At 72.0% G+C, this 21233-nt stretch carries 18 protein-coding genes; 13 read left to right on the forward strand and 5 right to left on the reverse strand.

Annotated features, from left to right (window positions below):
* The first annotated feature begins 112 nt into the window (after nucleotides 1-112).
* The 8 genes from ABD352_RS02395 (at nucleotide 113) to ABD352_RS02430 (ending at nucleotide 9523) form a co-directional block, all read left to right on the forward strand.
* Nucleotides 113-1198 (forward strand): FHA domain-containing protein, encoded by a 1086-nt coding sequence (locus ABD352_RS02395; protein ID WP_344610496.1) that lies wholly within the window; start codon nucleotides 113-115, stop codon nucleotides 1196-1198.
* A 635-nt stretch (nucleotides 1199-1833) separates the two neighbouring features.
* Nucleotides 1834-3021, forward strand: a complete 1188-nt coding sequence (gene tuf / locus ABD352_RS02400; protein ID WP_344610497.1) for an elongation factor Tu — start codon at nucleotides 1834-1836, stop codon at nucleotides 3019-3021.
* Between the two features lie 42 nt (nucleotides 3022-3063).
* Nucleotides 3064-3570 carry a DsbA family protein gene (locus tag ABD352_RS02405; RefSeq protein ID WP_344610498.1) on the forward strand — a complete coding sequence of 169 codons (507 nt, stop codon included), beginning with the start codon at nucleotides 3064-3066 and terminating at the stop codon, nucleotides 3568-3570.
* Between the two features lie 130 nt (nucleotides 3571-3700).
* Complete coding sequence (locus ABD352_RS02410) at nucleotides 3701-4738, forward strand: acyltransferase family protein (RefSeq protein WP_344610499.1); 1038 nt, start codon at nucleotides 3701-3703, stop codon at nucleotides 4736-4738.
* Between the two features lie 72 nt (nucleotides 4739-4810).
* The gene (locus tag ABD352_RS02415; RefSeq protein ID WP_344610500.1) at nucleotides 4811-5602 is read left to right on the forward strand and encodes a hypothetical protein; all 792 of its coding nucleotides are present in this window, start codon (nucleotides 4811-4813) and stop codon (nucleotides 5600-5602) included.
* 32 nt (nucleotides 5603-5634) lie between these two features.
* Complete coding sequence (locus ABD352_RS02420) at nucleotides 5635-6762, forward strand: hypothetical protein (RefSeq protein ID WP_344610501.1); 1128 nt, start codon at nucleotides 5635-5637, stop codon at nucleotides 6760-6762.
* Nucleotides 6759-8234 (forward strand): hypothetical protein, encoded by a 1476-nt coding sequence (locus ABD352_RS02425; protein WP_344610502.1) that lies wholly within the window; start codon nucleotides 6759-6761, stop codon nucleotides 8232-8234. Before ABD352_RS02420 ends, ABD352_RS02425 begins: the two co-directional genes overlap by 4 nt.
* Nucleotides 8231-9523, forward strand: coding sequence for an AAA domain-containing protein (locus ABD352_RS02430; protein WP_344610503.1), 1293 nt, complete (start codon nucleotides 8231-8233; stop codon nucleotides 9521-9523). Before ABD352_RS02425 ends, ABD352_RS02430 begins: the two co-directional genes overlap by 4 nt.
* Nucleotides 9524-9581: 58 nt before the next feature.
* Here the strand turns inward: ABD352_RS02430 and ABD352_RS02435 are convergent, their stop codons facing one another.
* The 3 genes from ABD352_RS02435 to ABD352_RS02445 all read right to left on the reverse strand — a co-directional run bounded on the left by ABD352_RS02435 (nucleotide 9582) and on the right by ABD352_RS02445 (nucleotide 12138).
* Nucleotides 9582-9881 (reverse strand): hypothetical protein, encoded by a 300-nt coding sequence (locus ABD352_RS02435; protein ID WP_344610504.1) that lies wholly within the window; start codon nucleotides 9879-9881, stop codon nucleotides 9582-9584.
* 877 nt (nucleotides 9882-10758) lie between these two features.
* Nucleotides 10759-11370 carry a winged helix-turn-helix domain-containing protein gene (locus ABD352_RS02440; protein ID WP_344610505.1) on the reverse strand — a complete coding sequence of 204 codons (612 nt, stop codon included), beginning with the start codon at nucleotides 11368-11370 and terminating at the stop codon, nucleotides 10759-10761.
* A 375-nt stretch (nucleotides 11371-11745) separates the two neighbouring features.
* Nucleotides 11746-12138 (reverse strand): NYN domain-containing protein, encoded by a 393-nt coding sequence (locus ABD352_RS02445; protein WP_344610506.1) that lies wholly within the window; start codon nucleotides 12136-12138, stop codon nucleotides 11746-11748.
* 79 nt (nucleotides 12139-12217) lie between these two features.
* Here ABD352_RS02445 and ABD352_RS02450 point away from each other — a divergent pair, with 79 nt between their 5' ends.
* Entirely contained in the window at nucleotides 12218-14206 is a 1989-nt protein-coding gene (locus ABD352_RS02450; protein ID WP_344610507.1) for a diguanylate cyclase domain-containing protein, read from the forward strand.
* Here the strand turns inward: ABD352_RS02450 and ABD352_RS02455 are convergent.
* Nucleotides 14198-14962, reverse strand: coding sequence for a thioesterase family protein (locus ABD352_RS02455; protein ID WP_344610508.1), 765 nt, complete (start codon nucleotides 14960-14962; stop codon nucleotides 14198-14200). The genes ABD352_RS02450 and ABD352_RS02455 overlap by 9 nt on opposite strands.
* Before the next feature lie 29 nt (nucleotides 14963-14991).
* Here ABD352_RS02455 and ABD352_RS02460 point away from each other — a divergent pair, with 29 nt between their 5' ends.
* The 4 genes from ABD352_RS02460 to ABD352_RS02475 all read left to right on the forward strand — a co-directional run bounded on the left by ABD352_RS02460 (nucleotide 14992) and on the right by ABD352_RS02475 (nucleotide 19835).
* Nucleotides 14992-15963 carry a magnesium transporter CorA family protein gene (locus tag ABD352_RS02460; RefSeq protein ID WP_344610509.1) on the forward strand — a complete coding sequence of 324 codons (972 nt, stop codon included), beginning with the start codon at nucleotides 14992-14994 and terminating at the stop codon, nucleotides 15961-15963.
* Nucleotides 15960-17339, forward strand: a complete 1380-nt coding sequence (lpdA, locus tag ABD352_RS02465; RefSeq protein ID WP_344610510.1) for a dihydrolipoyl dehydrogenase — start codon at nucleotides 15960-15962, stop codon at nucleotides 17337-17339. Before ABD352_RS02460 ends, lpdA begins: the two co-directional genes overlap by 4 nt.
* Before the next feature lie 74 nt (nucleotides 17340-17413).
* Nucleotides 17414-18808, forward strand: coding sequence for a class II 3-deoxy-7-phosphoheptulonate synthase (locus ABD352_RS02470; protein ID WP_344610511.1), 1395 nt, complete (start codon nucleotides 17414-17416; stop codon nucleotides 18806-18808).
* The gene (locus tag ABD352_RS02475) at nucleotides 18801-19835 is read left to right on the forward strand and encodes a threonine aldolase family protein (protein ID WP_344610512.1); all 1035 of its coding nucleotides are present in this window, start codon (nucleotides 18801-18803) and stop codon (nucleotides 19833-19835) included. Before ABD352_RS02470 ends, ABD352_RS02475 begins: the two co-directional genes overlap by 8 nt.
* 69 nt (nucleotides 19836-19904) lie before the next feature.
* Here ABD352_RS02475 and ABD352_RS02480 read toward each other — a convergent pair whose 3' ends face one another.
* A complete protein-coding gene (locus ABD352_RS02480; protein WP_344610513.1) occupies nucleotides 19905-21122 on the reverse strand; it encodes an MFS transporter in 1218 nt (405 codons plus the stop codon).
* Nucleotides 21123-21233 lie beyond the last annotated feature (111 nt).

Consider the following 21233-nt stretch of genomic DNA (forward strand, 5'->3'; position numbering starts at 1 on the left):
CTCCCGGCCCCGCCGTGCGTTCGCGTCTCCGGCCCCCGCCGGGTGTTCGCGTTTCGTACGGCACCCGGGCGGCTTTGTCGGCATGCGCGGATCTCTGAGGCAGAATGTTCCGGTGCGATTCGAGACGAGCCGAGCACTGGACGCGATCGAGCGACGACTGACGGTCGACCCGCTTGCCGCCGGCGGCATCATCGACCTGGTGGAGGCGGCCCGCAGCGTCGACCTCGACGGCGGCCGCCCGGCGGCCCTGCTGCGCCTCGGCCAGTTCATCGACGCCCTGAGCCGCCGCCTCGGCGACGGCAACACCGGTCTCTATGCCATCGCCGAACGCGGTGCGATGTCCGACACCGACTTCACCTCCAACGAGCGGATGGTCCTGCGCCGCTGGTCCGACGACGGCCTCATCGAGATGCTGCCGCCGGGCGCGCGGGTCAACGCCCGGGTGCGGGAGGTGGCCCACCTGACCGGCGTACCGGTGATCACCCGCTCCCCGCTGCCCGGCCACCCGGGCCCGGTGTACCTCGCCATCGCCGGCCAGGGCGGCCTGGAGCTGAGCCTGGCCCCCGCGACCGGCTCGACGCCGCGCCCGCATCCGGTGCTGCAGCGGTACTGGCGCTGCCCCGCCGCCGACTGCCCGGTCCTCGGCCGGGTCCCCGCCCAGGGTGCCGGCCAGGCCCCGCCGGCCCTGCCCAGCGGAGCCCCCATCTGCCCCCGCCACGGCGACCGCCTGATCGACGCCGGCCCGCGCCCGCTGGCCATGACCCTGGCGGTACGCATCAACGGCATCGTCCGCACCCGCTTCCCGGTGACGGCCGCCCGCCCCGTGGTGGTGGGCCGCGCCCCGGATGACCAGCCGGGCGTGACCATCGGCAACTGGCTCGACGACGAGTCGAGCCGGCGGGTGAGCCGCAACCACCTGCGCTTCGAACTGCACGACGGCATGCTCCTGGTCACCGACGTGAGCACCAACGGCGCCGCGATCCTGGCCCGCACCAGCCCGACGACCCCGCCCCGCGAGGTCGACCTGAACCGCGGCGAGCCCAAGGCCCTGGGGGAGTGGGACGAGGTCGAGATCTACCCGGAGATCACGGTGGGCCGCGCCGACCGTCCGCCGGCCGACGCCCCGACGGGTGGCGCCCCGAAATCGGTGATGGCCGACGCCCCGACGATCGCCCTGCGCCTGCCTCCGCCCCGCTGACGAAAGCCCGCCCGGCGGCTTCGGCCTTTTGCGGATAAGTCGGGCGCTCCGCGCCACGACTATCCGACTTATCACCATTTTTCCGGTCGTCCCCTTCGGCTCCTTTGTCGGATGCCGAGCCGCGTGGCGCCGCAGGCGCCCGCGGGGGGTCTGCCCGCGGGGGGTCTGCCCGCGGGGGGTCTGCCCGCGGGGGGTCTGCCCGCGGGGGGTCTGCCCGCGGGGGGTCTGCCCGCGGGGGGTCTGCCCGCGGGGGGTCTGCCCGCGGGGGGTCTGCCCGGGGTCCGCGAGGTCCGCCCGGGGTCCGCGCGAAGATACCCCCACGGGGTATATGGCGAACGTCACTCGTAAATGCGTTGTCGGTGCAGGCAGTGGCGCGCTACCTTTCCGAACGTGATCGCGACGACCGCCCTTCTGGAGCACGGCCACCTGGCCGGCTCGGCGGTCGCCTGGGCGCCTTCAGCGCTAGACGCGGCGCTAGAGGCCGGCCTGCGACGCTGACCCTCCTCCCGCAGCATCCTGCGGAACCGACGGAGGAGGGTGAGCCGGCCGAGCCGGATCGCCCAGAAGCAACCCAGAGCATCCGGCTCGCCTGAGGGTTCTGCACGTCCAGCCACAAATCCACTGTGGAGTGTCAGATGGCCAAGCAGGCGTTCACGAGGAACAAGCCTCATCTCAACATCGGCACGATGGGTCATGTCGACCACGGCAAGACGACCCTGACGGCCGCCATCACCAAGGTTCTCGCCGAGCGGTACCCGAACGTCAACCGCTACACGAGCTTCGAGGGCATCGACCGGGCGCCCGAGGAGATCACGCGCGGGATCACCATCAACATCGCGCACGTCGAGTACGAGACCGCGACCAGGCACTACGCGCATGTCGACATGCCCGGGCACGCCGACTACGTCAAGAACATGATCACCGGGGCGGCGCAGGTGGACGGGGCGATCCTCGTCGTCAGCGCCGTGGACGGGGTCATGCCGCAGACGCGGGAGCACGTGCTCCTGGCGCGGCGGATCGGGGTGCCGTACCTCGTCGTGGCCATGAACAAGGCCGACGCGGTGGACGACGACGAGCTGCTCGACCTGGTCGAGCTCGAGGTCAGGGAGCTGCTGAACGAGTACGGCTTCCCCGGCGACGAGCTGCCGATCGTCCGCACCAGCGCCCTCAGGGCCCTGGCGGGGGAGCCGGGTTGGGTGCAGAAGATCCAGGATCTGCTCGACGCCGTCGACGAGTACGTGCCGCTGCCCGAGCGGGTGACCGGCGAGCCGTTCCTCATGCCCATCGAGAGCGTGCTCACCATCACCGGGCGGGGCACGGTCGTCACCGGGTCGGTGGAGCGCGGCACGCTGGTGCTCAACACCCCCGTCGAGGTGGTCGGGCTGGGACCCACCCAGTCCAGCGTGGTCACCGGGATGGAGATGTTCGGCAAGCAGCTCGACTCGGCCCAGGCCGGCGACAACGCGGCCCTGCTGCTGCGCGGCATCCGGCGCGGGGAGGTGCAGCGGGGCCAGGTGGTCGCGCTGCCCGGCTCGGTCGCGCCGCACCGGCGGTTCAAGGCTCACGTGTACGCGCTCACGACCAAGGAAGGCGGCCGGCACACGCCGTTCTTCGCCAACTACCGGCCGCAGTTCTACTTCCGTACCACGGACGTGATGGGGTCGGTGGACCTCGGCGAGGTGACGATGGTGATGCCCGGCGACACGGTCGACCTGACCGTCGAGCTCGGCAAGCCGATCGCGATGGACGTCGGCCTCGGCTTCGCCATCCGCGAGGGTGGCCGCACCGTCGGGGCGGGCACCGTGACGGAACTGCTGGACTGACGGGAAGAGACTAGCGAAGCGGGGATTGGGAAGGGTGCGAACATGAGCGGCCTTCCCAATCTCACCAGCGACGACCACGTCCAGGGCCGGCCCGGCGCGGATCTCACGCTCGTCGAGTACGGCGACTACGAGTGCCCCGGCACGGGCCGGGCATTCGGCGTGGTGGAGCGGCTCCAGCTCGCGTTCGGCCAACGGCTGCGCTTCGCCTTCCGGCACTTTCCGCTGGTCGACGAGAACACGAGGGCGATGCCGGCCGCGTTGCTGGCGGAGGCGGCGGCCGACGCCGGGGCCTTCTGGGGCATGCACGCGCTGCTGCTCGCCCACCAGGACCGCCTCGAGGACATCGACCTGGGCCGGTACGCCGAGCAGTTCGGCCTCCCCGACACGGGCGGCACGCGAGCTCACCACCAACGGGTGGAGCGCGACATGGACAGCGGGAAGGCAAACGGCGTCACCGGTACCCCGGCCTTCTTCATCAACGGCGCCAGGCACCACGGCGGCCTGGAGTTCGACGCGCTCAGCGAGGCCCTGCACGCGAGCGGTGGGTGAGAAAAGGGTGAACCGAGTCGATTGTCCGATCGGTTACGGCTGCGCCACTCTAAGATCTTTGAGAATAAACACAGCTAATTTTGAGCTGAGCGAAGGTTGCCCCTAAGGGGAAGAGGGCAACCTAGGGGGGATGCGGAACCGGTACGTAGACCTCCTGCGAGCCGTCGCGATCCTCCGCGTGGTCACATACCACACGCTCGGGTTCGCGTGGCTGACGGTCGCCTTCCCTGCCATGGGCCTCATGTTCGCGCTCGGCGGCTCGCTGATGGCCGCCTCGCTCGACCGCTCCGGGGTAAAGGCGATAGGTCGGCGCATACGTCGCATCGTGATCCCGTTCTGGGTGCTCGGAGCCTTCGCGATCGTGCTCATGTCGCTATGGGGCGGCATGGAGTACGGCTGGCGGACGCTGCTCTGGTTCGTCCCGCTGGACGACCCGCCGACCACCGAGCGCGGGGGCTTCTGGTTCAGCCAGATCTGGTACGTCCGTTCCTACCTCTGGTTCATCATCGCCTCGCCGGCGTTGCTCTGGGTGTTCCGCAAGTGGCCGATCCCGAGCGTGCTCGTCCCGTTCGGTGTCCTGGTCGCCCTGTGGGAGACGGGCCACGGCAGCGGGGGCACGATCCGCGACTTCTTCATGTACGCCCCGGCCTGGATGCTCGGCTTCGCACACCACGACGGCACGCTGCAGCGCATCTCGAAGAAGATCCTCTGGCCGGCGTGCCTCGTGATGGGTGGCATCGGGCTGGCGCTGCTCTTCCACACGCCCGGCCCGCGCGGGTACGACATGAACGACGCCCCGATCGCCGACACGCTGTGGTCGACGGCCTTCCTGCTGCTCATGCTCAACGCCGCGCCCGCCGCCATGTCGCTGGGCGCCGCCGAGCCCGCCATCGAGGCGATCAACCGCCGTGCCCTGACGATCTACCTGTGGCACGAGGCCGCCATCACGTTCGTGCGCATGGTCGGCGTCTGGCTCGGCATCACCCTCGTCGGCGGGTACCACAACCTCGTCCAGCTCAGCATGGTCGCCGTGCTCGTCGTGCTGTCGGTGTTCGGGTTCGGCTGGGTGGAGGATCTCGCCGCGCGCCGCAAGCCGCAGATCTTCCCGTTGCCGCGCCGCGCCCCCATGCGTCGGCTGGACGAACAGCCGGCTCCTGTACCGGCGTAAACAAAAAAGCAAGCGCGACACGCCGACACTGGTCTTTGCTGGAGTTTGCTGGAACCGGCTACCGTGCCGTTCGTGTCCGAACCGATCGAGCTGCTCGAGCGCCGGATCGACCGGCTGCGCAGCGACCTGCGCCGCGCGGCCGTGGCGGGGGACCGGACACAGGCCAGGACGCTGCGCGCCGAGCTCCGTCGCGCGGAGCACGCCTGGGACGAGGCGCTCGCCGACCTGGAGGACCGGGCTCCCGCGGTACCGCGGCAGAACCCCGCGCCCCCGATCCTCTCCATCCGTGAGCAGGTGCACCACGCGCTGACCCTGCTCACGGTCCCGGCGGCGCCGAAGCTGATCATCGCCGTCCACGACGCCTTCTTCCCCGGCGAGCTGGTGGCGGCCCGGCTGACCAGCCTGCGCCGGGACGAGGAACGCTCCTTCAAGGTCGCCCCGTTCGGGCGGCCGTACTACCTCTGCCCGGCCCTGACCGCCGACCTGCTCGCCCCTGCCCGGGGGCTGCTGGCCATCTCGACCTGGCCGCTGGAGACCCGGGTGGTCGGGCCGCTCAGCGCCCGGGTCGACTTCCTCATCGCCGCGATCAAGGTGGCCCATCGGGTGGCCCAGCTACCCGACGACGCCCACGACGCCCGCCGGCTGCTGTGGCGCTTCGCGGCCGGCATCCCCGGGGCCGCGGCGGCCGGCGGCGGCGCGGACCCGGCCACCGTGGCGGCCCAGGCCCAGGCCGAGCTGGACGTGCACGCCGAGTCCGATGCCGCGGACCGCACCGCGGCGGCCGCACGGGCCCAGGAACGGCTCGACGGCGCCGAGGCGCTCTTCGGCGCCCGGCTGCAGCGACTGCGCAGAACCGCGAACTAGAACCGCCCGCTTCCCCGAGATGAGACACCGCAATGGACGCACTGGTAGACCGGCTGGACCGCATCCGCGGCACCGTGGCGCCGCGCAACCACAACGCACGCACCATCGCCGCGCTCACCAACAACCCCGGCTGCGGCCGGCGGGGGCTGATGGACGCGGCCGGGGTGAACAAGGGCGCCGTCGCCGGGCAGCTGGGCTTCCCGGCCGCCTTCGGCCAGTCGCGGTTCGCGATCGCCCGCGGCAACGCGTTCGAGGCACAGGTGAAGGCCGACGGCGCGGCGGAGCTGCTGCAACTGCTGCGTGAGCGGCTGGGGCTGGCCATCCCCGAGGTGGCGTACGACGACCTGTCCAACGTCGGCGGCAACGCCAGCCGCGAGGTGCGCTACGCCCGCACCCGCAGCCTGCTCGCCCGGGCCGCGGCCGAGCGCGAGGACGCCGGCACGCTCTTCGACCACCCGATGCTGCGGCTGGACATCGCCGGCTACTACGCCTACCTGGAGCCCGACCTCATCGCGTTCCGGGTCGGCGGCCGCTTCCACGTGGTCGAGATCAAGTCGTTCGCGGTCATCGACGGGCAGGCCGACCCGGGCAAGGCGGCCGCGGCGGCCAAGCAGTCGGCCGTCTACGTGCTGGCCATGCGCGAGCTGCTGGCCGAGCTCGGGTACCCGCCGGAGACGGTGTCGCACAACGTGGTGCTCGTCTGCCCGGAGAACTTCGCCAACCGGCCCACCGCCACCCTGGTCGACGTGCGCAAGCAGCTGACCGTCCTGCAGCGCCAGCTGTCCCGGCTGACCCGGCTGGAGAAGATCCTCGACGCGCTGCCCGCCGGGCTGTCCTTCGATCTCGCCTACGACGCCGATCACAACGCCACCCGGCCGCCCGACGAGCTGAGCAAGGCCGTCAGTGAGATCGACGCGCGGTACACCCCGGACTGTCTCGGCTCGTGCGAGATGGCGTTCTTCTGCCGGGCCGAGAGCGCCGGCTCGACCTCCGCGCTGGGCCGCTCCATCCGCGACGACCTCGGCGGCGTGGAGAGCGTGTCGACGGTCCTCGGCCTGGCCCGGGGCACCCTCACCCCCGGCGCGGGCCAGGAGGAGATCGCGGCGCTGCTGCGCACGGCGCACCGGCTGCGCACCGAGTGCCTGGCACGGGCTGAGTGAGCATCCTGACGGCGCTCGCGCGCGCGGAGGCCGTGGAGTCGGGCCGCGCCCAGCCATTGACCACGGTGCGGCACACACACATCGCCGCGAAACCCCTGGTGCTGGTACCGCTGGCGCTCGCGGGCGAGGCGGCGGCCCCGCTCGCGGCGATGGTGGGCACCGGCCGCGACGGCGGCGAGTTGCTCGTGGTGGCCAACCCGCGGGACCGCACCCAGCGGTTCCAGTTCGTGGCGCGGCTGGCCAAGATCATGCTGTCGTACATCGAGACCTGCTCCCGCACGGTCGACCCCGAGCAGCCGTCGAAGATGCGCTACGCCGAGGCCCCGCAGGTGCTCGTGCCCAACCGCGGCGGGGTCGAGTTCGTGCGGCTGCTGGGCCGCTCCACCCGCTTCCGCCGCGCCTACGGCCCGCACCCGGTGCACCGCACGGTCCCGCTGCTCGGCCAGTGGCTCACGTTCCTGCGCGAGCGGGCCGACCACCCCGGGTCGGCCACGCTGCTGGCCGTGACCGAGGTGCTCGGCGAGCACTGGGCGACCGGGCAGAGCGGCCTGGAGGACGCCAACCTCGCCGCGCTGCTGGGCTGGATCGACCCGCCCGCCGGCCTCGACGGTGCGGCCGCCGCCGAGCTGGCCGAGGATCCGCTGCGCTGGCCGCCGGCCGGCCCGAGCACCGACCCGACCTTCGACAACGAGGTGCTGGCCCCGGCGCTGGCCTCCTACCAGCGCGCGGCCGACCCGCAGGCGCAGAGCCGGGCGGAGACCGCGCTCGCCGCCGCCGTGCAGGAGCAGGTGGAGCCGACCTGGGGGCTCATGTGGCGGGCCGTGGACCTGCTGCGGGCCCGCCCGGCCGGCGCCTCCGTCGAGGCCAGATGGGCCGTCGATCGCGACGTGTTCACGGTGTACCACATGTCGCTCGCTGAGGGCACCGCGCTTCCGCAGCCCAGGCGGGACAGCGCCGTCGCCGCCGCGGGGCGCCTCGACCGGCTCGAACGCGAGCAGGCCCGCTACGAGGCCCAGCGCGCCCTCGACGACCCGCTGATCATGGCCGAGTTCCGGCTCGCCGGCGAGGCGTTCTCCGGCACCGTCGTCTCGGCCTCGCCCAACCGGGTCGACACGTCGGGCAAGAAGGCCGCGCTGCGCCCGCACATCACGGTGCAGACCGACGACCCGGTGCGCCTGGAGCCCGGCGCGCTGCTCGTCTCCCCGGCCCGCCCGGGCCAGCAGGCCATGGTGGTGTCGGTCTCGTCCGTCGACGTGGTGCTGGAGCTCTCCAAGGGGATGGGCCGCTCGACCAAGCAGCCGGCGCCGGGGTCGGTGCCCGAGGTGGGGGAGCTGGTGACGTACGGCCCGGTGAGCGACGCCTACCAGCCGCCGGGCCGGTTCCCGAGCCGCGAGGACACGCCCTGGACGCACGGGGGACCGCCGCCGGAGTACCAGCCCAACGACTCCGACGCCGCGGAGGACTGGTCATGACCGTCATCGACGAGATCCTCGACGACTTCGGGTCGGCGGCCGGCCGCGGCGTGGTGGTCGACTCCCCGCCCGGCGCGGGCAAGTCCACGCTGGTCGTGCGGGCCGCCCGCACCATGGCCGAGGCGGGGGAGCGGCTCATGGTGGTCGCGCAGACCAACGAGCAGGTCGACGACCTCATCGACCGGCTCGCCACCGCCGCCCCCGGCCTGGAGATCGGGCGGCTGTCGGCCTCGACGTACACGCCGGCCCAGCGCGTGATCAAGCACGGCTCGGTCACCGTCAGCGGCGCCGTCTCCGACGTGCAGACCAGCGCGGTCGTCATCGGCACGGCCGCGAAATGGGCGACGGTCACCGACGGCACCTGGGAGCGGGCGATCGTCGACGAGGCGTACCAGATGCGCTCCGACATGCTGCTGAGGGTCGCCGGCCGGTTCTCCCGCGGCCTGTTCGTCGGCGACCCCGGCCAGCTCGACCCGTTCTCGGTCGTGGCCGTCGAGCGCTGGGCCGGGCTGTCCTGGGACCCGATGCAGAGCGCGGTCGCCGTACTGCTGCGGCACAACCCCGGCCTGCCGGTCCATCGCCTGCCGGTGTCCTGGCGCCTCCCGCCGTCGGCGGCGTCGGTCGTGTCGGCCGCGTTCTACCCCTTCACCCCGTTCGAGGCCGGCACCAAGCCGGCCGACCGGCGGCTCGAGTACTCGGTCCGGGCCATCGGCGCCGACCCGCGGCTCGAGACGACCCTGGAGAACGCGCGGCGCACCGGCTGGGCCCTGCACGAGCTGCCGGCCCGGCACACCGTGCGCACCGACCGGGAGGCGGTCGCGGCCATCGCCGACATCGTGGTGGGCCTGCTGCGGCGCGGCCCCGTCGCGTACTCCGAGCACGCCCCCGACGGCCGCCCGGTGACCGCGGATCGGATCGCGGTCGGGGCGGCGCACCGGGATCAGGTGGCCGCCATCCGGCTCGCCCTGGCCGACACCGTCGCCGCCGACGTGACGGTCGACACGGCGAACCGCCTCCAGGGCCGCGAGTACGACGTGACGGTGATCCTGCACCCGCTCTCCGGCCGCCGCGACGCCAGCGCCTTCCACCTGGAGGCCGGCCGCCTGTGCGTCCTCGCGTCGCGCCACCGCCACGCCTGCGTGGTCGTGGCCCGCGCCGGGATCGCCGAGCTGCTGGACACCCACCCGTCGGCCGAGCCGGTGCACCTCAACGTCCCGGTCCGCTTCCCCGACGGCTGGGAGGCCAACCAGGCGATGCTGGCCCACCTCGCGGGCGTCTCGGTCTCCTGACACGGCCGCGCCCCCGCACCCGGGTGGGTGCGAGGGCGCGGTCTTCTGGGAGAGGAGGTTACCGCTTGACCCGTTTCCTCACGCTCTTGCTGGTGCGTCGCCAGGCGTTGACGGCCTTCTGCCGAGGGGTCTGCTTGGCCTTGCGGCGCCGCATGACCGTGATCACCGCCACGACGGCGGTGGCCACCCCGGCAGCGGCGGCGGTCACCAGCGGAACGGGCCGGCGCCGGGCCACATCCTTGGTCTGCGTGGCCAGGTCGGCCGCACGCTCCTTGGTCTGCGTGGTCAGGTCGCCGAGGGTGCCCTTGAGGTCCTTGCGGGCCTCGGTCACGTTGCCGTTCGCATGCGTCACGCTCATCGCTGCCCCTTTCTCTCTTGCCCCAGGGGATGCCCAAACCCGCCGACCCTCAACCACCCGGCCGGTCATTCCCACGGAAGTGCTGAACTTCCCGATATATCCGGATATCCGGCATCTGCGGGCGTACCGTGCCGAGGGGCGGGCGCAGCGACGAGCATCAACGTGCCAGCGGCGCTCGGCGCTCCGCGGTCGCGAGCAGGCCATCGAAGCGGATGGAGCCCGGCGGCGCCGTGGCCAGCGTCCTGGATGCGCACAGCGGCGTGCGGCAGACGGTCGCGGCCCGTCACCTGGTCAGCTGCGACGGCGCGCAGAACACCGTCCGGCGCTGCCCCGAGGCGCCGATGGACCAGCTCGGCCGCCAAGCAGATGGACGCGAACCGCGAGCCAGCAGCACGGGTGCGGCGGCGTGGGCGCAAACCGCGAATGAGAGCGGGACGCGAAGGGCGAGACGGCGCGGGCGCAAAACGGCGAAGCGGGAGCACGGGCGCAGGCCACGAAGCAGCGCGGGTGCAAACGGCGAACCAGCAGCGCGGGCGCGAACGGTGAGGCGGCGCGGGCGCAAACGGCGAAGTGGGAGCACGGGCACAGGCCACGAAGCAGCATGGGTGCAAACGGCGAAGTGGCAGGACCGGCGCGAACGGCGAAGCGGCAGCACGGGCGCGAACGGCGAGGCTGCGCGACACAAGCCGTGATGCGGCACAGGCGCAAACCGCGATACGGCCGGTCGTAAGCCGCGAAACCGATAAGTCGGGCGCTCCGCGCCGCGACTTATCGGACTTATACCCCGACAGGCGAAATGTCCGAAAAATCCTGATGCCGCCAGGCATCGGGATTTTTCGCGCAAAACACCACGAGCCGGAGAACTGCGACCACGAGGTCAGTCCTCGCGGACCACGACCTGCACGGCGGCGTCGTCATCCAGGCGGTACCCAACACCCCGGACGGTCGCGATGATCCGTGCCGCGTTGCCCAGCTTCACCCGAAGCCGGCGCACGTGCACGTCGACGGTGCGCTCGGTGCCCACCATGTCGTAGCCCCACACCTGCCGCAGCAGCTGCGCGCGGCTGAACACGCGCCGCGGGTGCTCGCACAGGAAAAAGAAGAGGTCGTACTCCCGCCGGGTCAGCGGCACCGCGATGCCGTCCTGCAGGACCAGCCGCGAGCCGGTGCACAGGTACAGCCTCGGCGCGTCCGGCGTGGCCCGGCCGATCCGTCGGACCTTCTTGTCATCGGTGCCGGCCAATTCGAGCTCCGGCTCAATGACGACCGGGGACGGGTCCACGAGACGCAGGGCGCGCTGCTGGGGCGCGGCGGCGGACGGGCGGGAGGCGGTGCTGCGCTGGATTTGCTGGCTGGCCTGGTTGGCCGCGAGAGCCTCGAGGTCACTGAGCAGGCGGGAGGCCTCCGGTGGGAGTTCCTCGCCATTGAGCGTGATGTGAACGGTGATCGTGACCACGGAGGGCGCGGCTTCGGCGACCGGAACGGCCATTTTCAATCCTCTCGAAAACCTTCTGAATGAACGCCGATATCAACCGGGGGTCACTCGACAAAGGCCGTCGAAATGGTGCTCGCGGCGGGATATCCACATCGGATCTAGCAGCACCTCGGGGCACATGGCATCGACCTTACCAGGAACGTCACGGGATGCGACAGCCGTGTTGCGCGCCGCACAGAATAGATCGCTACTAATTCGTCAGACGTTTTGGGGTGGATTTCACCGGCAATTCATGCGAACCGTCCCCAGCTAACTTTCGGTGAGCCCTCGGTAGCCCGTCAATCTGTTCCCACATAGTGGAAGATTGCCAGTAATGGTCACATTGCTACCGACGCATGCTGGGAGATGATCGCCCGTAAATCCTATCGGCTAGATATGTTCGCTGCGTCCACCATATGGGATCGAGGCGCGGAGTCGGCCCGATGTGACAATACTCGCCCCCAGGTCCGTCACCCGTTGGCGCAGCCCTCGGTCGGACGTTACGACGACGACGGGCCGACGCTGCACATTGTCGCGCACCAGCGCCACAATGTGATCGTCGCCGGATTGCGGCGCCGCCTCGACCGGCACGCCGTCGATCGGCAACACCCCGCGGGCCGCCCCCTCCACGACCAGGAGGACGTCCCCCGGGAGGGCGGACCGGTCGCGCGCGGCGAGCGCGTCGCGCAGCCGGGCCGCCGCCCCCGCACGGTCGCGCCACCAGCCGTCCGGCACCGAACCGACCACGTTCGCGCCGTCGACGATGATGAGCGTCTGCTCCATGCGGCAGTTGTACCCCGGTCGGCTGCTGATTCCCCTCAGCCCGCGCGGCGCCGGGCCGATGTCCTGCCTCGGAGGCGCCATGGAACCGATCCGTGAGACGGCCGGCGTCACCCTGCGCGCCATCATGCGATATGTACGCGCACGGGGTGGCGACGCCGCGGTGCCGCGCGTCCTCGAGCTGGCCGGCGAGCGCGAGGCCCCCGAGGCCTACGACGACCCGCGCCGCTGGTGGTCGTACGAGACGAAGATCAACGTCTTCGCGGCGGCGGCGCAGGTGCTGGGCGACGAGTCCATCGGGCTGCAGGTGGGGCAGAGCATCCTGTCGTACTCCGTGAACACCCCGATCCGGCTGGGACTGCTCCTGCTCGGCGGCCCCGCGCAGCTCATCCGCCTGATCGCGACCACCAGCGCCAAGTTCAACGCCAGCGCCGACATGTCGACGCTGTCGTCCGCCCGCGGGGTGGCGACCGTGCAGTACCGCCTGCGCGGCGGATATCGCCCGTCGCACTACGACTGCGACTACACCCGCGGCCTGCTCACCCAGATCCCGGCGCTCTTCGGCCGCCCGCCGGCCACGGTGATCCACGAGGCGTGCCAGGTCGACGGGGCCGAGGCGTGCGTCTACACCATCCGCTGGCGGCAGCGGCGCTGGTGGTCGCGCCGCCGCGGTGGCGAGGACACCTCCGGCGACGTGCTCGCCGGGCGCATGGAGCTGCTGCAGCGCACCGTCGCCGAGCTGGTCGCCGCCGAGCAGCCGGAGCGGGCGCTGGCCATCGTGGCCGACAAGGCGGGGTACGCGGTCAACGCCCAGGCGTTCCTGCTGGTGGCCAGCCCCTCGCCGGGCACGCCGCGCCAGGTGCACGGCTACGGTCTGACCGAGGCCGAGATCGAGGTGCTCGCGGCCGCCCCGCCGACCAGCTTCGGCGGCACCCTCGTCGTGGACATCGCCTCGCCGAACCGCTACTACGGGTACCTCGTCGCCTTCTGCTCCGACTTCTTCGACGCCGAGCGCCGCATGCTCGACGCCTACGCCAACCTGGCCGCGGTCGCCCTCGACGCGCTCTCGGCGCTGGAGACCGCGGCGGAGCGCCAGCGCATCGCCGAGAGCCTGCTGGCGCTGGCCCGCCGGCTCACCACCGCGCGCAGCGCCGCCGAGGTGGCCGAGGTCACCGCCGAGGCGGTCCGCTCGGTGATGGCCGCCGACTCGGCCAGCGTGCTGCTGCACTCCGACGGCCGGCTGCGCGTGGCGGCCAACTCGGGCGCCGGCGGCGAGCGGCAGCGCCGGGCCCGCGGGCTCGCCTTCTCGCGCGACGACTCGGCACTGGCCGAGCGCTTCCGGATGGGCGACCCGCCGCGCACCTACGACCGGGACAGCGCCGACCCGTTCGTGCTCGGCCTGCTCGACACCTTCGGCCACGAGATGATGATCGTGGTGGACATCGCGCTGCCGGGGCACCCGTACGGCATCCTCGTCGCCGCCTACGACACCCCGCAGGGCACCGACCGGGCCCGCGAGACGGTCAACCGGATGGCGGGCATCGCCGACCAGGCCGCCACCGTGCTGCGCACCTGCGAGCTGCTGGAGACCAACTGGCGGCTGGCCCACGTGGACCCGCTCACCGACCTGGCCAACCGGCGGGCGTTCCTGGCCGCGCTGGAGAGCGCGGTCGCGGCCGGCGAGGGCGCGGTGCTCTTCATCGACCTCGACGGCTTCAAGGCGGTCAACGACTCACTCGGCCACGCGGCCGGCGACGAGCTGCTCTCGGCGGTGGCCGGGCGGCTCAACGGCTGCGTGCGGGCCGGGGACGTGGTGGCCCGCCTCGGCGGCGACGAGTTCGTGGTGCTCACCCACGGCGCGCTCGGCGCCGACGGGGTGCCGGAGCTGGCCCGCCGCATCGAGGAAGCGTTCCGCAAGCCGGTCGCGGTGCTCGACGGCACCCTGGTCGAGGCCCGGGCCAGCGTCGGCGGCACCCGGTTCGCGGCCGGCGAGCAGACCCGGCACGTGCTGCACCGCGCCGACACCGCCATGTACGAGGCCAAGCGCGGCGCGGTGGCGGTCCTACGCTGAGGCGTTGCCCATCCGGTAGGCCGCCAGCTGGGTCGCCTGCGCCACGATCCGGCCCTCGGCGTCCCAGACCTCGCACACCTGGTCGACCTGGGTCGCGGTGACCAGGCGGGCCCGTTGGCGCACGCGCAGCGGGCCGGGCGCCGGGATGCCGCGGACGTACGCCGTGAGCTCCAGTGTCGGCGTCCAGCCGAAGCCGCCGAGGGTGAACGTGGCGGGCGGGAACGAGTCGACGGCGAACAACAGAGAGTACGCATCGAAGGCGCTCCCGTCGGCGAAGCTCAGCCATCCGCGCAGGTCGCCCGGGCGGCCGAAGTCGACCCGCTGGTCGATCTGCTCCATCATGTCGATGCGCACCCCGGCCCCCGGCGGCTCGACGGGGGTCCGGAGCAGCTCCTCGCGCGGGGCGACCTCCGGCGGGTCGGCGTCGCTCCACCGCGCCTCGCCCGCCGCGGCCAGGTCGCCGAGCGTGAACAGCGCCTCGACGCAGACCCGGTCCTTCTGGGTCAGCCGCACCCGGGCCTGGCTGGCCGAGCGCCCATCGCGCAGCGACTCGACGGCGACCGCGGCCGGTCCGGGCTCGGGCGGGGAGAGGTACACGGCGCTCGCGCTCAGCGGGTGCGGGTGCAGCGGCGTGGCCGCCGCCCGGGCCAGCAGGGCGAGCAGGTAGCCGCCGTTGGGCCGGCCGCCAACGGTCCATTGTGGATCTAGCTGGGCCTCGTCGCCGTCGATCGCGGTGGCCTGCGTGAACCCGGCCATCTGGTCCCCCTTCTGCTTTGATGGGCGGTATGGCGCGCACGCGGGTCTACCGGGACGGGCGGCTCAAGGCCGAGGACTTTCCGCTCGACGATATATCGGAGCACCTCAAGGACCCGGCGTCGGTCGTCTGGCTGGACCTCACGGACCCTGACAAGGCCGCCTACGACCGGGTCCAGGAGGAGTTCGGGCTGCACCGGCTGGCCATCGAGGACGCCTCCTCGCCGCACGAGCGGCCGAAGCTCAGCCACTATGCCGCCCACGTGTTCTTCAACGCGTACGCGATCGGCTTCGACAAGGACAGCGGCCAGCTGGAGGTGCACGAGGTCTCGGCCTTCGCCACCGACCGGGCGCTCATCACCGTGCACGCCGGCGACTTCGACATGGACGCGGTCGTCGAGCGCTGGGACGCCACCACGGAGCTGGCCGGCCACGGCGTGGCGTATCTCACGCACGGCCTGCTCGACCTGATCGTCGACGGACAGTTCGACGCCGTGCAGCAGCTCGACGACGCGCTGGAGGCGCTGGAGGACCAGGTCTTCGACGAGAGCGGGCAGGCGATCCGGGAGGTGCAGCGGCGCAGCTTCACGCTCCGCAAGGCGCTCGGGCGGATGCGCAAGGTCGTCATGCCGATGCGCGAGCTGGTCAACGGCCTCATGCGCGCCCGTGAGGGCCTCGTCGACGACGAGATGATGCCGTACTACCACGACCTCTACGACCACGTCATGCGCGTGACCGAATTCACCGAATCCCTGCGCGACTTCACCGCCACGCTGCTGGAATCCAACCTGGCGGTGCAGGGCAACCGGCAGAACACTGTCATGAAGAAGGTCACCAGCTGGGCCGCCATCATCGCGGTGCCCACCGCTGTTACCGGCTACTACGGGCAGAATCTGCCCTATCCGGGCTATGACAGGCTCTCGGGGTTCGTTACCTCGTCGGTGCTGATCGTGGTGCTGTCGGTAGGGCTGTACTTCACCTTCAAACGCAGGGACTGGCTATGACTGAACACTTCGACGTCGTCGTGCTGGGCGCCGGCCCGGGCGGCTACACCGCCGCCGTGCGCGCCGCGCAGCTCGGCCTGCGCACCGCCATCGTCGAGGACAAGTACTGGGGCGGCGTCTGCCTCAACGTCGGGTGCATCCCGTCCAAGGCGCTGCTGCGCAACGCTGAGCTCGCGCACATCTTCACCGCCGAGGCCAAGACGTTCGGCATCCAGGGCGAGGTCACGTTCGACTACTCGGCCGCCTTCCAGCGCAGCCGCAAGGTGGCCGACGGCCGGGTCAAGGGCGTGCACTACCTGATGAAGAAGAACGAGATCCGGCAGTACCACACCAAGGGCACGTTCCTGGACGACCACACGCTGCAGGTCGGCGACGAGACCATCACCTTCGCCAACGCGATCATCGCCACCGGGGCCAGCACCCGGCTCCTGCCCGGCACGACGCTCTCCGAGCGGGTGGTGACGTACGAGGAGCAGATCATGACCGAGGAGCTGCCGTCCTCGATCATCATCGCCGGGGCCGGCGCGATCGGCGTCGAGTTCGCGTACGTGCTGCACAACTACGGCGTGAAGGTCACCATCGTCGAGTTCCTCGACCGGATGGTGCCGCTGGAGGACGCCGAGGTCTCCGCCGAGCTGGCCAAGCGGTACAAGCGGCTGGGCATCTCGGTGCTGACCTCGACCCGCGTCGAGTCGGTCGAGGAGACCGGCTCCGGCGTCAAGGTCAGCGTCTCGTCCGGTGGCAAGACCCAGACGCTCGAGGCGGACAAGCTCCTGCAGGCCATCGGCTTCGCGCCGCGGGTCGAGGGCTACGGGCTGGAGAAGACCGGGGTCAAGCTGACCGACCGCGGTGCGATCGAGGTCGACGGGCGGCTGCGCACCAACGTGCCGCACATCTTCGCCATCGGCGACGTCACCGCCAAGCTGATGCTCGCGCACGCGGCCGAGTCGATGGGCATCGTCGCCGCCGAGACCATCGCCGGGGCCGAGACGATGGAGCTCGACTACGTCATGATCCCCCGGGCGACGTACTGCCAGCCGCAGATCGCCAGCTTCGGGTACACGGAGGAGCAGGCCCGGGCCAAGGGCTTCGACGTGAAGGTGTCGAAGTTCCCGTTCACGGCGAACGGCAAGGCGCACGGCCTCGGCGACCCGACCGGCTTCGTCAAGCTGATCAGCGACAACAAGTACGGCGAGCTGCTCGGCGGCCACCTGATCGGCCCCGAGGTCACCGAGCTGCTGCCGGAGCTCACGCTGGCCCAGCAGTGGGACCTCACCGTGCACGAGGTGGCCCGCAACGTGCACGCGCACCCGACCCTGGGCGAGGCCGTCAAGGAGGCCGTCCACGGCCTGTCCGGCCACATGATCAACATGTAGCCGTTCGTAGTCCACCCCGCGGGATCGGCGGGCTGGCACGCCCGCCCGCCGATTCCGCTCGGTACGCTTTGCCCATGCGGCAGGAGTGGCACCACTTCACTTACCCCGGTCCGGAGATCTCCCGCGTCGCCGTCCCGGGCAACCAGGATGACGACGAGTTCGGCCTCGACCGGTGGCGGTCGCTGCCGCGCGCGCAGACGCCGCCGTGGCCCGACCAGGCCGCCGTCGACGAGGTCGGCCAGCTGCTGGCCTCCGTTCCGCCGATCGTCGCCCCCTACGAGGTCGACCAGCTGCGCGAGCGCCTCGCCCTCGTCGCCGACGGCAAGGCGTTCATGCTGCAGGGCGGCGACTGCGCCGAGACCTTCGCCGACAACACCGAGGCTCACGTGCTGGGCAACGCGCGCACCCTGCTGCAGATGGCGGTCGTGCTCACCTACGGTGCCTCGCTGCCGGTCATCAAGATCGGCCGGGTGGCCGGCCAGTTCACCAAGCCCCGCTCGTCCGCGCTGGACTCGCTGGGCCTGCCCGCCTACCGCGGCGACATGATCAACTCGCTGGACAAGAGCCCCGAGGCGCGTGTCGCCGACCCCCAGCGCATGGTCCGCGCCTACGCCAACTCCTCAAGCGCGATGAACATGCTCCGCGCGTACCTCGGCGGCGGCATGGCCGACCTGCACGCCGTGCACGACTGGAACAAGGGCTTCGTGGTGACCTCGCCGGCCGGGCAGCGCTACGAGGCGATCGCCCGCGAGATCGACCGGGCGCTGCGCTTCATGCAGGCCTGCGGCGTCAACGACGACGAGGCGCTGCGCACCGTGACGCTGTACTGCTCGCACGAGGCCCTGGCGCTGGAGTACGAGCGGCCGCTGGTGCGCATCGCGGGCGGGAAGCCGTACGGCCTGTCCGGGCACTTCCTCTGGATCGGCGAGCGCACCCGCCAGCTCGACGGCGCGCACGTCGACTTCATGTCGCGCGTCGCCAACCCGATCGGCGTCAAGCTCGGCCCGACCACCACCCCCGAGCAGGCGCTGGAGCTCTTCGAGAAGCTCAACCCGCATAACGTCCCGGGCCGGCTCACGTTCGTGGCCCGCATGGGCAGCACCAAGGTCCGCGACGCGCTCCCGCCGATCGTGGAGAAGGTCACCGCGGCCGGCTGCCGGGTGGTCTGGCAGTGCGACCCGATGCACGGCAACACCCACGAGTCGTCCAACGGCTACAAGACCCGCCACTTCGACCGCATCGTCGACGAGGTCCTGGGCTACTTCGAGGTCCACCGCGAGCTGGAGACCCACCCGGGCGGCCTGCACGTGGAGCTGACCGGCGAGGACGTCACCGAGTGCCTCGGCGGCGCCCAGGCCATCGTCGACGCCGACCTGCCGGACCGCTACGAGACCGCCTGCGACCCGCGCCTCAACACCCAGCAGTCCCTGGAGCTGGCCTTCCTGGTGGCGGAGATGCTGCGTGGCTGACGCGGCCGTCCTCGTCGACTTCCGCTCGGACACCTTGACCCGGCCGTCGCCCGCCATGCGCGAGGCGATGGCCGCGGCCGAGGTCGGCGACGACGTGTTCGACGAGGACCCGACGCTGCACGAGCTGCAGGCCCACGTCGCCGCCCTCTTCGGCCACGAGGCCGCCCTGTTCACCCCGAGCGGCACGATGGCCAACCAGATCGCGCTGCAGCTGGCCGTCCCGCGCGGCGAGGAGCTGCTGTGCGACGCCGCGGCCCACGTCGTCAGCGACGAGATCGGCGCCGCCGCGGCCCTGGGCGGCATCTCCACCCGCACCTGGCCGACCGCCGGCGCCGACCTCGACCCGGCGGTGGTCCTCGACATGATCCGCCCCGACGGCTTCGTCGCGGTCCCGACCCGCGCCATCGCCGTCGAGCAGACCCACAACCGCCAGGGCGGCGCCGTCATCCCGCTGGCGACCCTGCGGTCCCTGCGGGAGGCCGCGACCGAGGCGGGCGTGCACCTGCACTGCGACGGCGCCCGCATCTGGCACGCCCACGTGGCCGACGGCGTGCCCCTGGACACCTACGGCCGCCTCTTCGACAGCCTCTCGGTCTGCCTCTCCAAGGGCCTGGGCGCCCCGGTCGGCTCGCTGGTCGTCGGCTCGGCCGAGCGCATCGCCGCGGCCCGCAAGCTGCGCAAGCGGCTGGGTGGCGGCATGCGTCAGGCCGGCATCCTGGCCGCCGCGGGCCTGTACGCGCTGCGCAACAACATCGCGCGCCTGGCCGAGGACCACGCCCGCGCCCACCGGCTGGCGGAGGCCCTGGCCCCGGCCGGCGTGGTCGACCCGGCCCGCATCCGCACCAACATCGTCCCGCTGGACCTGTCGGGCGCCGCGGTGGACGGCCCGGCGTTCGCGGCGGCGGCGAGGGAGCAGGGCATCCTGGTCTCGGTCCTCGGCCGCCGGCTGGTCCGCCTGGTCACCCACCTGGACCAGACCGACGACGGCATCGACCACGCCGCGAAGGTCCTGCCGACGCTGCTCTGACCGGTGGCGTTTGCCCCGATAAGTCGGGCGCTGGCGCGCCACGACTTATCGGATTTTTCGCCTGGCGGATCATATGTCCGATAGACCGTGGGATAGCGTGCCCGACTTGTCGGGCTCAGGCCTCAAGGTTTCCTCCCGGGATCCTTCGCGCCGGGCCAGCGCCAGGGCGACCCCCGCGGTCGCGCAGGTCAGCACCCCCGCCGCGATCATCGCGCCGTCCGCCCGCAGCGCCGCCACCAGCGGCGCCGCCGCCGCCGTCCCCAGGCCGATCGCCGTCTGGACCACCGCCGTGGACGCCGCGAAGGCCCGGCCGTGTTGCGCGGCCGGGGTGCGGGTGCTGATCAGCGTGCTCTGCGCGACGTTGACCAGCCCGTTGCCCACCCCACCGGCGACCGACGCGGCGAAGGCGAGGAGGAGGCCGGGCGCGAGCCCGATGCCCGTGATCCCGACGCCGCAGAGCAGGTTGCCCAGGGCGAGGGTCGCCGCCTGGCGCATCGGCAGCCGGGGCGCGAGCTGGCCCCCGACGAGCGCGCCGACGCCCCAGAGCGTGAGGTAGAGGCCGTACCCGTACGACTGCGCCCCGAGCTGCTGCACGAACCGGAACGGCGCGGCGACGTTGTCGATCACCCCGCTGGCGATCGCGATCGCGCTGCCGATGATCGCCGTGCGCAGCACGGCGTCGCCGAAGACCAGCCGCAGGCCGCCCCGTGCGGCCCCGCCGTCGGCCGCGGTGGCTTCCGCGGACGGGCGGCGGCGGGCCCGGACGAACGCGCAGGCGACGGTCAGCAGGGCGAAGGTGGCCGCGTCGACCAGGATCGCCGACGTCGGGCCGAAGGCGCCGGTGAGCAGCCCGCCGGCGGCCGGCCCGGCGATCCAGCCGACGCTCTGGCCGGTGGCGATCTGGGCGTACCCGCGCTTGGTCGTCCCCGCGCCGGCGATCGTCGGCACCAGGGCGGACGTGGCCGGACGCACGAACGCCGACAGTGCGGTGATCCCGGCGAAGAGGGCGACGGTCGCCCCCAGGTTGGTGGCGAGGGCCAGCGGTACCGCGAGCACCGCCTGCCCGGCCAGCGCGATCATGAGCACGGCCCGGGTCTCGAACCGGTCCACGACCCGGCCCGTGAGGGGGGCCAGCACGACGAAGGGCACCAGCTCGGCCCCGAGGAGCCCGGCCACCCAGCCGCTGCCGTGTGGCTGGAGGCGCAGCAGGAGGGCGACCAGCGCCGCCGCGTCGCCGGCGGTGGACGCGGCGAGCCCGACGGCCAGCAGGTTCAGGTCGCGGCGCATCGCTGATCCACGATGTAAGGCTCAAGGACGAAGGGCCACATGTCAAGCATTATGCGAGATCGGACATAGGACCTGTCGGGGTATAAATCCGATAAGTCGCGGCGCGCCAGC

The organism is Dactylosporangium salmoneum, assembly GCF_039532525.1.
GTDB classification, from domain to species: Bacteria; Actinomycetota; Actinomycetes; order Mycobacteriales; family Micromonosporaceae; genus Dactylosporangium; species Dactylosporangium salmoneum.

What these genes read in the sequence shown, in the direction of transcription:
- tuf (WP_344610497.1), top strand. Translation starts at nt 1,834, where the DNA reads ATGGCCAAGCAGGCGTTCACGAGGAACAAGCCTCATCTCAACATCGGC.
- ABD352_RS02405 (WP_344610498.1), top strand. Translation starts at nt 3,064, where the DNA reads ATGAGCGGCCTTCCCAATCTCACCAGCGACGACCACGTCCAGGGCCGG.
- ABD352_RS02410 (WP_344610499.1), top strand. Translation starts at nt 3,701, where the DNA reads ATGCGGAACCGGTACGTAGACCTCCTGCGAGCCGTCGCGATCCTCCGC.
- ABD352_RS02420 (WP_344610501.1), top strand. Translation starts at nt 5,635, where the DNA reads ATGGACGCACTGGTAGACCGGCTGGACCGCATCCGCGGCACCGTGGCG.
- ABD352_RS02430 (WP_344610503.1), top strand. Translation starts at nt 8,231, where the DNA reads ATGACCGTCATCGACGAGATCCTCGACGACTTCGGGTCGGCGGCCGGC.
- ABD352_RS02435 (WP_344610504.1), bottom strand. Translation starts at nt 9,881, where the DNA reads ATGAGCGTGACGCATGCGAACGGCAACGTGACCGAGGCCCGCAAGGAC.
- ABD352_RS02440 (WP_344610505.1), bottom strand. Translation starts at nt 11,370, where the DNA reads ATGGCCGTTCCGGTCGCCGAAGCCGCGCCCTCCGTGGTCACGATCACC.
- ABD352_RS02445 (WP_344610506.1), bottom strand. Translation starts at nt 12,138, where the DNA reads ATGGAGCAGACGCTCATCATCGTCGACGGCGCGAACGTGGTCGGTTCG.
- ABD352_RS02450 (WP_344610507.1), top strand. Translation starts at nt 12,218, where the DNA reads ATGGAACCGATCCGTGAGACGGCCGGCGTCACCCTGCGCGCCATCATG.
- ABD352_RS02455 (WP_344610508.1), bottom strand. Translation starts at nt 14,962, where the DNA reads ATGGCCGGGTTCACGCAGGCCACCGCGATCGACGGCGACGAGGCCCAG.
- ABD352_RS02460 (WP_344610509.1), top strand. Translation starts at nt 14,992, where the DNA reads ATGGCGCGCACGCGGGTCTACCGGGACGGGCGGCTCAAGGCCGAGGAC.
- lpdA (WP_344610510.1), top strand. Translation starts at nt 15,960, where the DNA reads ATGACTGAACACTTCGACGTCGTCGTGCTGGGCGCCGGCCCGGGCGGC.
- ABD352_RS02470 (WP_344610511.1), top strand. Translation starts at nt 17,414, where the DNA reads ATGCGGCAGGAGTGGCACCACTTCACTTACCCCGGTCCGGAGATCTCC.
- ABD352_RS02480 (WP_344610513.1), bottom strand. Translation starts at nt 21,122, where the DNA reads ATGCGCCGCGACCTGAACCTGCTGGCCGTCGGGCTCGCCGCGTCCACC.